Origin of the sequence: Roseateles sp. (assembly GCF_046300915.1) — a bacterium.
In the GTDB taxonomy this organism is placed as follows: domain Bacteria; phylum Pseudomonadota; class Gammaproteobacteria; order Burkholderiales; family Burkholderiaceae_C; genus Kinneretia.
Genome location: NZ_JBKCLH010000173.1, coordinates 1 through 10,266, shown reverse-complemented (window position 1 = coordinate 10,266; position 10,266 = coordinate 1). Strand labels below are relative to the sequence as shown.

The window sequence follows — 10,266 nt, the reverse complement described above, 5'->3', positions numbered from 1 at the left end:
CGCGGCCTGGGCGCCCGCCCGCCCCTGCCCCTGCGCGGCGTGCGCGGCGAGACGGTCTGGCTGCAGCTGGCCGGCCACGGCCTGCACCGGCCGCTGCGCCTGCTGCACCCGCGCTACCGCGGCGTCTATCTGGTGCCCCGCAGCGAGAGCGAGCTGCTGCTGGGCGCCAGCGAGATCGAGAGCGAGGACCGCAGCCCCGTGAGCCTGCAGACCGCCGTGGAGCTGATGGCCGCGGCCCACAGCGTGCTGCCGGCCCTGGCCGAGGCGCGCATCACGCGGCTGGACCGCAATCTGCGCCCCGCCCTGCCCGACAACCTGCCCTTCACCCATCACGAGCCTGGCCTGCTGCGCCTGAACGGCCTGTACCGCCACGGCTGGCTGCTGGCCCCCGCCCTGGTGCAGGGCCTGCTGGCCGCCAGCGGCCTGGCCACGCTGGAGTCTTCATGCAACGCCCTTTGAGCATCACCATCCATCTGGACGAACAGCCCCTGGAAGTGCCCGCCGGCACCACCCTGGCCGCCCTGCTGGCGCTGCAGCAGCGCGCGCCCGAGAGCGTGGCCACGGCGCTGAACGGCCTGTTCGTGCCGCGCGAGGCAAGGACTGGCACCGTGCTGGGCCATGGCGACCAGGTCCTGCTCTTCAAACCCATTGTCGGAGGCTGAGATGAGCCCGGATCCCCTCATCATCGATGGCCAGACCCTGTCCAGCCGCTTCTTTCTGGGCAGCGCCGGCTACCCCAGCCCCCAGGTGCTGCAGGACGCGATCCGCGCGTCGGGCACCCAGGTGCTGACCGTGGGCCTCAAGCGCACCCTGCAGGCCGGGGACAACGGCTTTGTGGCCCAGGCCCTGGCCACCGCCCAGGCCCAGGGCGCGCGTCTGCTGCCCAACACGGCAGGCTGCCGCAGCGCGCGTGAGGCCGTCACCCTGGCCCAGATGGCGCGCGAGCTCTATGGCACACGCTGGGTCAAGCTGGAGGTGATCGGTGACGATCACACCCTGCAGCCCGATCCCTTCGAGCTGCTCGCTGCGGCCAGCACCCTGGTCAAGGAGGGCTTCACCGTCTTCCCCTACTGCACCGAGGACCTGATCCTGGGCCGCCGCCTGCTGGAAGACGCCGGCTGCCCCCTGCTCATGCCCTGGGGCGCGCCCATAGGCTCGGGCCAGGGCCTGCAGAACCTGGCCGGCCTGCGCCGCCTGCGCGAGCGCCTGCCCGATGTGCCCCTGGTCATCGATGCCGGCCTGGGCGCGCCCTCGCAAGCCGCCCAGGCCCTGGAGCTGGGCTTTGATGCGGTGCTGCTCAACAGCGCCGTGTCCCAGGCCCGCGACCCGGTGGCCATGGCCGGGGCCTTCCGCGACGCGGTGCAGGCCGGTCGCCAGGCCTATCGCGCCGGCCTGATGGCGCCGCAGGACTTTGCCGTGGCCTCCACCCCGGTGTCGGGTCATGCTTTTGTGCTGGGCTGAAACATGAGACTCAGCTACCCCCACCCCAGCCTGCCCACGCCCTGGGCCCAGGCGCCCGAGGCCAGCCTGACCCAGCTGCCCGACTGGACCTTGGACCCGCAGCCGCCGCTGATCTGGAGCCTGGCGGGCACCGACAGCGGCGGCGGTGCCGGGCTGAGCGCCGACACGCGCGCCGCCGCGGCCCTGGGCGTGCATCTGTGCCCCGTGGTGGCCGCCGTGACGGCCCAGCACTCCTGCGCCGTGCAAGCCGTCTACCCCCTGCCTGCCGCGCAGATTCGGGCCCAGCTGCAGGCCCTGGAAGCCGACATGCCGCCACGCGCCATCAAGACCGGCCTGCTGGCCAGCGTGGCGGCCATCGAGGCCCTGGTCGAGGTGCTGGACCGCCTGCGGGGCCAAGCCGAGGTGGCCCTGGTGGTGGACCCCGTGCTGGGCGCCACGGCGGGCGGCGCGGCCTTTGCCGATGAAGCCCTGCTGCAGGCCTACCGGGAGCAGCTGCTGCCCCGCTGCACCCTGCTCACCCCCAACCGCGCCGAGGCCGAGCGCCTGCTGGGCGTGCCCGCTGACAGCCTGTCCATCCCGGCCCTGGCGCGCGGCCTGCAGCAGCGGGGCGCCCAGGCCGTGTGCATCACCGGGGGCGACGAGCGGGCCCTGGCCGGCTCGGGCGAGCTGGCCCTGGACTGGGTGCAGACGCGGCTGCCCCAGGCCGGCCGGCCGGTGTGCGGCTGGCTGGCCCTGCCGCGCCTGCCCTCCCTGCACCACCATGGCAGTGGCTGCAGCTTCGCCAGCGCCGCCGCCGCCGCACTGGCGCGCGGCTTTGTGCTGCCGGACGCCCTGGTCCTGGCCAAGATGCTCAGCTGGCAGGCGGTGCGCGAGGGCCATGCCGCCGGTGCCGGCGCCGGGCCGGTGCGCGCCACGGCCCACTTCATCGCCAACGCTCAAGCCATGCCCCTGATGAGCCAGGACGATGAGGAGGCGCTGGACTGCAGCAGCCTTGGCCGCTGGGTCCAGGTCTTGCGCGACACGGCCACGCCCGGCACGGACTTTGCGCCGGGCCTGTACGGCATCACCGAAGCGGCCGCGCAGATCCAGGCCCTGGCCGCCTCGGGGCAGTTCGCCCATCTGCAGCTGCGCATCAAGACCCGCAGCGATGACGCGGACCTGCCCGCCGCCCTGCGCCTGGCGCTGCGGCAAGCGGGGGCTTGCCGACTCTGGATCAATGACCATTGGCGGCTCGCCCTGGCCGAAGGCGCTAGCAATCTGCATCTGGGCCAGGAGGACTGGGCAGCACTGCTGCCGCAGGAACGCCAGCAGCTGCTGGCGGGGGTGGCGGCCGGCGAGCTGGGCCTGGGTCTGTCCAGCCACAGCCTCTGGGAGCTGGCGCGTGCCCGGGCTCTGGCTCCGAGCTACATCGCCTGCGGCCCGGTCTGGCCAACCCGGACCAAGGACATGCCCTGGCATCCGCAAGGTCTGGCCCAGCTGGGCTGGTGGTGCCGCATGGCGGGGCGACCGGTGGTGGCTATCGGCGGCCTGCTGAGCCCCGCCCAGACGCAGGCCACCGCCGCCCAGGGCGCCAGCGCCAGCTGCGTGGTGCGCGCCCTGGCCGAGGGGCCCGCAGCCTGGCAGCAGCATGCCCAGGCCTTCGCGCAAGGCCGGCTGGAGGCGGGGAAAGCCGGACTGGGCTAAAGTCCGCCCCCGCAAGTTCCAGTCCTTCCTGCTGCGAGCGCGGCCGAGGGCCGCCGGGCGGGCGCTACGCCCCGGGTCCGCGGCACACCGGCCCGCGCAGCCTGCCTGCCATGTCCGAGCCTGAATCCAGCAACCCCTGCCTCAGCTGCGGCGCCTGCTGCGCCAGCTACCGCGTGAGCTTCCACTGGGCCGAGACACCTCCGAGTCTGGATGAGTCCTTGCTGCACCCGCTTGGACCGCGGCAGCTATGCATGCGCGGCACCGAGCACGGTGCGCCGCGCTGTGTGGCACTGCAAGGCGAGATCGGCCGCGCGGTGAGTTGCGGCGTCTACGCCCATCGCCCGCCCCCTTGCGACGAGCTCCAGCCCGGTCAGCCCCAATGCCAGCGCGCCCGCGCCCGGCATGGACTGCCGGCGCTGGAGTTCCGGGCCTAGGACAGGGCCCGCCACTGTGTGATCTGGAAGGGATGGAGCTCCCCGCTGAGCACGCCCTGCGCCACGGCGGGATCGGCCCGCATCAGGGCGCGGGCCTGCATTTCGGTATCAGCCTGCAGGAGCATCAGGGCAAAGGCCTCCCGCTCCAGCACCTGGCTGCGGCCGGCCATCAGCAGGACGCCCTGCTCCATCAGGCGCTGCACATAGCCCAGATGGGCAGCAATGGCCTCGGCCTCGGCCTGGGTGGGTCCGGTAGCAGGCAAATCGGGCCGGACCGGATCAAGACGGAGCAGGAAGTGCGGCATGGCGGGCGGCCTCGCTAGGATGAGGGCTTCATCACGAAGGCCCCAGCATGACACTCGAAACCCTGGAATTGCAAACCGAGGCAAACCCCAGCGCCAGCATCATCGTGCTGCACGGCCTGGGGGCCGATGGCCACGACTTCGAGCCGGTCTGCCAGGCCCTGGATCTGCGCCCCCTGTTGGCCGGTGGCACCGGCCTGCGCTTTGTGCTGCCGCATGCGCCGGTGATTCCGGTCACCATCAACGGCGGCTATCCCATGCGGGCCTGGTACGACATCCGCGACGCCGCGCTGGATCAGCGCGAAGACCCGGAGGGCCTGCGCCGCTCCCAGGCCGCGGTGGAGGCGCTCATCGAGCGCGAGATCGAACGTGGCGTGGCGCCCGAGCGCATCGTGCTGATGGGTTTCTCCCAGGGCTGCGCCATGAGCCTGCTCACGGGCCTGCGCTACGGCAAACGCCTGGCCGGTCTGGTCGGGCTGTCGGGCTATCTGCCCCTGCTGGCCACGACCGAGGCGGAGCGCAGCGCGGCCAATCAGGCCACGCCCCTCTTCCTGGCCCATGGCCGCAACGACGCGGTCGTGCCCCTGGCCCGGGCCCAGGCCGCCCATGAGGAGCTGCTGCGCCTGGGCTACACGGTGCAATGGCAGGACTACGCCATGGGCCACGAGGTTCACCCGGACGAGATCGAGGCCCTAGAGGCCTGGCTGCTGCGCGTGCTGGGCTGAGGGCGGGCGCCGTGCTTAGGCCGGCTTGTGTCCGGACTGGGCCTCGGCCAGCAGGAGCTGGCAGCGCTCCTCGTGCTGGGCGATCTCGGCCAGGGTGATCTGCAGATCGTCGAACTGCTGCTCCAGCTGGCGGCGGTGCTGGCCCAGCACCTCCAGAAAGGCCTTGAGCTGGGGCACGGTGTCGGAAGCCGAGTCGTACATATCGATCAGCTGCTTGACCTCCTGCAGGCTCAGGCCCAGGCGCTTGCCGCGCAGGGTGAGCTTGAGCCGGGTGCGGTCGCGCTGGGTATAGACGCGGTTGCGGCCGGCGCGCCCGGGCTCCAGCAGGCCCATGTCCTCGTAGAAGCGGATGGCGCGGGGCGTGATGTCGAACTCCGCGGCCAGCTCGGTGATGGTGTAGAGGCGCCCCTCGCCGGCCGGGGTCGTGCTGGCAGTCACATCGGTGTCAGGGGACATGGCGGCAGGCTTGTAATATGACGTTAACGTAAACGTAAGTCTAAGGCAGCCGACGCCATGGCCAATCCGCGCGAATCCGAACTGAGCTATCCCCTGGGCGAGGCCCTGCCCGCGCCGGGCGAGGTGCTGGAGCTGGCCCCGGGCCTGCGCTGGGTGCGCATGGCCCTGCCCTTCGCCCTGGACCACATCAACCTCTGGCTGCTGCGCGACGAGATCGAGGGCCCGAACGGCAAGGTCCAGGGCTGGACCATCGTGGACTGCGGCATCCACAACGAGGCCAGCCAGGCCCAGTGGGAACAGATCTTCGCCCGACATCTGGACGGCCTGCCGGTGCTGCGCGTGATCGTCACGCACTTCCACCCCGATCACATGGGCCTGGCGCATTGGCTGACCGAGAAGTGGAGCGGACGCGCCGCCGGGCCGCCCCAAGGCGCGGCCAGCCCCCTCGGGGGGCAGCGCAGCGGCACAGCCGCAAGCGTGGGGGCCAACCATGAGTGCCGCTTGTGGATCAGCGCCACCGACTACCACCGGGCCCGCGTGGCCAGCGGCTCCACCGTGGGCATGGGCGGCGAGGCCGCGGCCGCCTTCTTTGGCAGCCATGGCCTGACGGACCCGGACTCGCTGGCCAAGATCCGCGGCCGCGCCAGCTACTACCCCAGCATGGTGCCCCAGGTGCCCGCAGCCTACCGTCGCCTGATGGACGGTCAGGTCTTGCGCATCGGCGCGCATGAGTGGCGCTGCCTGGTGGGCTACGGCCATGCGCCGGAGCACATCAGCCTGTACAGCGAGAGCCTGGGGGTGCTGATCTCGGGCGATATGGTGCTGCCGCGCATCTCCACCAATGTCTCGGTGGTGGATGTCGAGCCCGAGGCCGATCCCCTGCGCCTGTATCTGGACTCGCTCGAGCGCCTGCTGGCCCTGCCCGACAGCACCCTGGTGCTGCCGGCCCATGGCAAGCCGTTCCGGGGCCTGCATGCCCGCATCGATCAGCTGCGCGAGCACCATGCCGAGCGTCTGGACGAGGTGCTGGCCGCCTGCCGCGCCAAGCCCTGCCACGCGGCCGAGCTGCTGGACCTGCTGTTCAAGCGCAAGCTGGATCTGCACCAGACCACCTTCGCCATGGGCGAGTCGGTGGCGCACCTGAACGCGCTGTGGCTGGACGGCAGGCTGCGACGCGAGCGCGGCGAAGACGGCATCTACCGCTTCAGCATCGCCTGAGCGCCGGGCAGGAAATCAAGGGCTGGGATTGAGAAGTCAGCGACCGCCGCCACCGGCAGTCGCGGTGGCGGCGGGCTGAGCCTTCGGGCATCTGCTTTTCGGCGCCGTGGGGCTGGCCTCAAGGGCTGGCGGGCTACCGGAAGGTGGCGGTGTGACCGGCCACCTCAGATGCGTCGTGATGACAGCACGTGGCCGGGAGTGTGCTTGCCCCAGGGCCCCAGGGCAATCCCCCCAGAAGTAGGAAGCCGCGCCAGCACGGGGCCCTCAGAGCTCCAGCGTCGGCAGGGCCGCCTCGCGCAGGCGCTGGCGTGCGGACTCGTAGTCCGGCATGACCGAGGCCACCACGGCCCAGAAGCGCGGGCTGTGGTTCATCTCGTGCAGATGGGCCAGCTCATGCACCACCACATAGTCGATCAACTCGGGATCCAGGTGGATCAAGCGCCAGCTCAGCCGGATCGATCCATTGGCGCTGGCGCTGCCCCAGCGGGTCTGGGCCTGGCTCAGTGACAGCCGGGTGTAACGCACCGACAGGGCCACCGCGTAATGTCGACAACGTTGCTCGAACAGCGCCCGGGCCCGACCGGCCAACCAGGCCAGAGCGGCATCGCGCACCTGGGCGGCGCCAGCCTCTTGGGGCAGACCCAGATGCAGCTCGCGGGCTTCCGGCGCATAGCGCGCCAGGCCGCCCAGCTTCAGGGTCAGGGTCTGGCCCAGATAGGGCAGCTGCCCGCCCTCGCCCCACAACACGCGCGCGGCCTGCTGGCGGTGGCTGCGGTCGCGCTGTTCATCGAGCTTGCGCAGTATCCAGTCCTGCTTGCCTCGCAGAGCGGCCTCGATCTCAGCCTGCGCAACCCAGCGCGGCGCGCTGACCTTGAGCCCCGAGGGGCTGATGGTGAAACCGATGGAGCGGCGCGGCGCATGCCGCAGCTCGTAATGCAGCGGCCCCGCCTCCAGCAGCAACTCGCGCCGCACCGGTGTGCCGAGCGCGGGGGCCTCGGGCCTGAGCAGGGAACGCAGACGGCGCGTCAGGGACATGGCCGAGGACCGCCTCAGGCGCGCTGCGGACTCGGGTCGAGCGTGTGGCCATAGGCCTCGGGATCGAGCCGCTGCATCTCAGACTCGATCCAGCCCTGGACCTCACGCATCAGTTCGCCGGGCTCGCGCCCCAGCGGCGAGATGGGCTTGCCGATGGAGATGTCCACCACGCCGGGGCGCAGCAGAAAGCTCCGGCGCGGCCAGCAGCGCGCCGAGGTGGCGGCCATGGGCACCACGGGCACGCCGGTTTCTAACGCCAGCCGGGTGCCGCCGGTCTTGTACTCGCCCACCTGGCCGCGCGCGGTGCGCGTGCCCTCGGGGAACATGATGACCCAATGCCCCTGGGCGGCCAGACGCTTGCCCTGGGCGGCCACCTTGGCCCAGGCCTCGCTGCGCTTGCTGCGATCGATATGGATCATGTCCATGCGCGCCATGGCCCAGCCGAAAAAGGGGATGTAGAGCAGCTCGCGCTTGAACACATAGGCCAGCGGATGCGTCATCAGGGTCGGGTAGGCAAAGGTCTCCCAGGTGCTCTGGTGCTTGGAGAGCAGAATCACCGCCGAGGTCCGTTCGGCGGCCGTGGGCAGGTTCTCCATGCCCTGGATACGCCAACGCACGCCACAGAGGATGCGGGCACCGTGGATGGCGAGCCGCAGCCAGAAGATGCAGGTCCAGTAGACCGGATTGCCGCGCACAAAGATCGAGAGCAGCAGCGCCGCGATCGCGACCGGCACCACGGTCAGCAGCATCCAGAGCATGAACAGCGCCGAGCGCAGCGCGTAGACAAGCGTCAAGTCAGGTCTCCGGGACGGGTGTCGGGGGTCAGGGCCTCACCGCGGGCCTCGGCGCGGGCGCGACGCTCCTCCTGGATCAGGTGCTCGGCAAAGGCCGCCAGATTGGCATGCACCCGGCTGCCGGGCACCTGGGCCACCAGGGCCTGCAGCTGTTCCTCGTCCAGCTTGCCCAGGCGGTCGCTGCGCACCAGGTGCGGCACGCAGCCTGCGGCCTGGGCGGTCTGCAAGTCTCTGAGACTGGCGCCCACCATATGCACGCCCGCCAGATCCACGCCAAAGCGCTCGCCGATCTGCTCGATCAGGCCCGGCAGGGGCTTGCGGCAGGCGCAGCCATCCTCGGGCGTGTGCGGGCAGAAGAAGACGGCATCCAGCCGCCCGCCCTTCTCGGCCAGCAGCTGAGCCAGACGCATATGCACCGCGTTGAGCGAGGCCATGTCCAGCAGGCCGCGGCCGATGCCGGGCTGGTTGGTGGCCATCACCGTGTGCCAGCCGGCATGGTTGAGCCGGGCCACCGCCTCCAGCGCGCCGGGCAGGGGCTGCAGCTCGTCGGTGGACTTCACATGGTCGTCGCGGTACTGGTTGATGGTGCCGTCCCGGCCGAGGATGACCAGCTTCATGCTGTGACCGTGGTGCTCGGCGCGGGTGGGCATGGCTGCGTCCTCAGGCGGCCAGGCGGGCCAGATCGGCCACCCGGTTCATGGACTCGTGCAAGGTCTTGAGCAGGCCCAGGCGGTTGGCGCGCAGAGCCGGGTCCTCGGCATTGACCATCACGCCATCGAAGAAGGCGTCCACCGGGCCCTTGAGCGCGGCCAGCTCGCGCAGCGAGGCGGCGTACTCACCCGTGTGGAAGAGGCCATCCGCCAGGGGCTGCACATTGCGCAGGGCCGTGGCCAGATGCTGCTCGGCAGCCTCCTGCAGCAGGGCCTCGTCCACCTTGGCCTCGACCGGGGTCTCGACCTTCTTGAGGATATTGCCGATGCGCTTGTTGGCGGCCGCCAGCGAGGCCGCCTCGGGCAGGGCCGCGAAGGCGCGCACCGCCGACAGGCGCTGGCCCACCTCGGCCAGGCGCTGCGGACGCAGGGCCAGCACGGCATCCACCTCCTGGGCGCTGTAGCCCTGCTCGCGCAGGGAACCGGCCAGGCGGTCGAAGACAAAGTCGGCCAGGGGCGCACTCGGGTCCTGGATCAGGGCGCCGAAGGCCGGCAGGGCGGCACGGATCAGGGCGTCCAGGGCCAGGCCGGGGGCACGCTCGGAGAGCATGCGCACCACGCCCAGGGCATGGCGGCGCAGGGCGAAGGGGTCCTTGTCGCCGGTGGGCAGCTGGCCAATGCCAAACAGGCCCACCAGGGTTTCCAGCTTGTCGGCCAGGGCCACGACCAGGCCGGCTTCGTTGCGCGGCAGCTCGTCGCCGGCGAAGCGGGGCTTGTAATGGTCTTCGATGGCGAAGGCCACGGCCTCGCTCAAGCCATCGTGGCGGGCGTAGTAGCCGCCCATGATGCCTTGCAGCTCGGGGAACTCGCCCACCATATCGGTGAGCAGATCGGCCTTGGCCAGGCGGGCCGCGCTGTCCACCTCGGCGGCCAGGGTGGCCGAGCCGCCCAGCTGCGCCACGATGGCGGTGGCGATGGCGCGCACGCGCTCCACCCGCTCACCCTGGCTGCCCAGCTTGCCGTGGTAGACCACCTTGGCCAGGCCGCCCACGCGCTCGGCCAGACTCTTCTTGCGGTCCTGGTCGAAGAAGAACTTGGCGTCCGACAGGCGCGGGCGCACCACGCGCTCATTGCCGCCGGTCACCGCGCTGGCGTCAGCCGGGCGGATGTTGGAGACCACCAGGAACTGGTTGGTGAGCTTGCCGGCCGCGTCCAGCAGGGGGAAGTATTTCTGGTTGGCCTTCATCGTGAGGATGAGGCACTCCTGCGGTACGGCCAGGAACTCGGGCTCGAACTGGCAGCTCAGCACATTGGGCCGCTCCACCAGGGCGCAGACCTCGTCCAGCAGGGCCTCGTCCTCGATGGGCTTGAGGCCTTGCTGGGCGGCGGCCGCGTTGAGCTGGGCCACGATCTCGGCGCGGCGCTCGGCAAAGCTGGCGATGACGGCGCCCTGCTCGCGCAGCTGGGCGGCGTAGCTGTCGGCCGACTCGATCACCAGGCGCTCCACG

Annotated in this window: 13 protein-coding genes; 7 read left to right on the top strand and 6 right to left on the bottom strand. The window is 71.1% G+C overall.

Going from position 1 to position 10,266, the window contains the following annotated elements; genetic code table 11:
* From ACK5F2_RS13195 to ACK5F2_RS13175, 5 genes are all read left to right on the top strand, one after another.
* On the top strand, positions 1–459 hold a 459-nt coding region (locus ACK5F2_RS13195), incomplete at its 5' end, for an FAD-dependent oxidoreductase (protein ID WP_409865284.1).
* Positions 444–662, top strand: a complete 219-nt coding sequence (gene thiS, locus ACK5F2_RS13190; protein WP_409865282.1) for a sulfur carrier protein ThiS — start codon at positions 444–446, stop codon at positions 660–662. The genes ACK5F2_RS13195 and thiS, both read left to right, overlap by 16 nt.
* 1 nt (position 663) lies before the next feature.
* Positions 664–1,461, top strand: a complete 798-nt coding sequence (locus tag ACK5F2_RS13185) for a thiazole synthase (RefSeq protein ID WP_409865280.1) — start codon at positions 664–666, stop codon at positions 1,459–1,461.
* A gap of 3 nt (positions 1,462–1,464) precedes the next feature.
* Positions 1,465–3,144 carry a bifunctional hydroxymethylpyrimidine kinase/phosphomethylpyrimidine kinase gene (locus tag ACK5F2_RS13180; protein WP_409865278.1) on the top strand — a complete coding sequence of 560 codons (1,680 nt, stop codon included), beginning with the start codon at positions 1,465–1,467 and terminating at the stop codon, positions 3,142–3,144.
* Between the two features lie 110 nt (positions 3,145–3,254).
* Positions 3,255–3,578 carry a YkgJ family cysteine cluster protein gene (locus ACK5F2_RS13175; RefSeq protein WP_409865276.1) on the top strand — a complete coding sequence of 108 codons (324 nt, stop codon included), beginning with the start codon at positions 3,255–3,257 and terminating at the stop codon, positions 3,576–3,578.
* On the opposite strand, the gene ACK5F2_RS13170 is transcribed toward ACK5F2_RS13175, so the two are convergent.
* Complete coding sequence (locus ACK5F2_RS13170) at positions 3,575–3,883, bottom strand: YciI family protein (RefSeq protein ID WP_409865274.1); 309 nt, start codon at positions 3,881–3,883, stop codon at positions 3,575–3,577. The genes ACK5F2_RS13175 and ACK5F2_RS13170 overlap by 4 nt on opposite strands.
* A gap of 47 nt (positions 3,884–3,930) precedes the next feature.
* Between ACK5F2_RS13170 and ACK5F2_RS13165 the strand changes: the two genes are divergently transcribed.
* Complete coding sequence (locus ACK5F2_RS13165) at positions 3,931–4,605, top strand: alpha/beta hydrolase (protein WP_409865273.1); 675 nt, start codon at positions 3,931–3,933, stop codon at positions 4,603–4,605.
* 15 nt (positions 4,606–4,620) lie between these two features.
* Here ACK5F2_RS13165 and ACK5F2_RS13160 read toward each other — a convergent pair whose 3' ends face one another.
* Positions 4,621–5,061, bottom strand: a complete 441-nt coding sequence (locus ACK5F2_RS13160) for a MerR family transcriptional regulator (protein ID WP_409865272.1) — start codon at positions 5,059–5,061, stop codon at positions 4,621–4,623.
* Positions 5,062–5,118: 57 nt separating this feature from the next.
* On the opposite strand from ACK5F2_RS13160, the gene ACK5F2_RS13155 reads away from it, so the two are divergent.
* Positions 5,119–6,279: an MBL fold metallo-hydrolase gene (locus ACK5F2_RS13155; RefSeq protein ID WP_409865269.1), complete on the top strand. Its 1,161-nt coding sequence runs from the start codon at positions 5,119–5,121 to the stop codon at positions 6,277–6,279.
* Positions 6,280–6,543: 264 nt separating this feature from the next.
* On the opposite strand, the gene ACK5F2_RS13150 is transcribed toward ACK5F2_RS13155, so the two are convergent.
* The 4 genes from ACK5F2_RS13150 to glyS form a co-directional block, all read right to left on the bottom strand.
* Complete coding sequence (locus tag ACK5F2_RS13150; protein ID WP_409865267.1) at positions 6,544–7,314, bottom strand: M48 family metallopeptidase; 771 nt, start codon at positions 7,312–7,314, stop codon at positions 6,544–6,546.
* Between the two features lie 14 nt (positions 7,315–7,328).
* Positions 7,329–8,072: a lysophospholipid acyltransferase family protein gene (locus ACK5F2_RS13145; RefSeq protein ID WP_409865286.1), complete on the bottom strand. Its 744-nt coding sequence runs from the start codon at positions 8,070–8,072 to the stop codon at positions 7,329–7,331.
* 32 nt (positions 8,073–8,104) lie between these two features.
* Positions 8,105–8,758 (bottom strand): D-glycero-beta-D-manno-heptose 1,7-bisphosphate 7-phosphatase, encoded by a 654-nt coding sequence (gene gmhB, locus ACK5F2_RS13140; RefSeq protein ID WP_409865265.1) that lies wholly within the window; start codon positions 8,756–8,758, stop codon positions 8,105–8,107.
* 10 nt (positions 8,759–8,768) lie between these two features.
* Positions 8,769–10,266 (bottom strand): glycine--tRNA ligase subunit beta (glyS, locus tag ACK5F2_RS13135; RefSeq protein WP_409865263.1); only part of this gene is annotated, 1,498 nt, incomplete at its 5' end.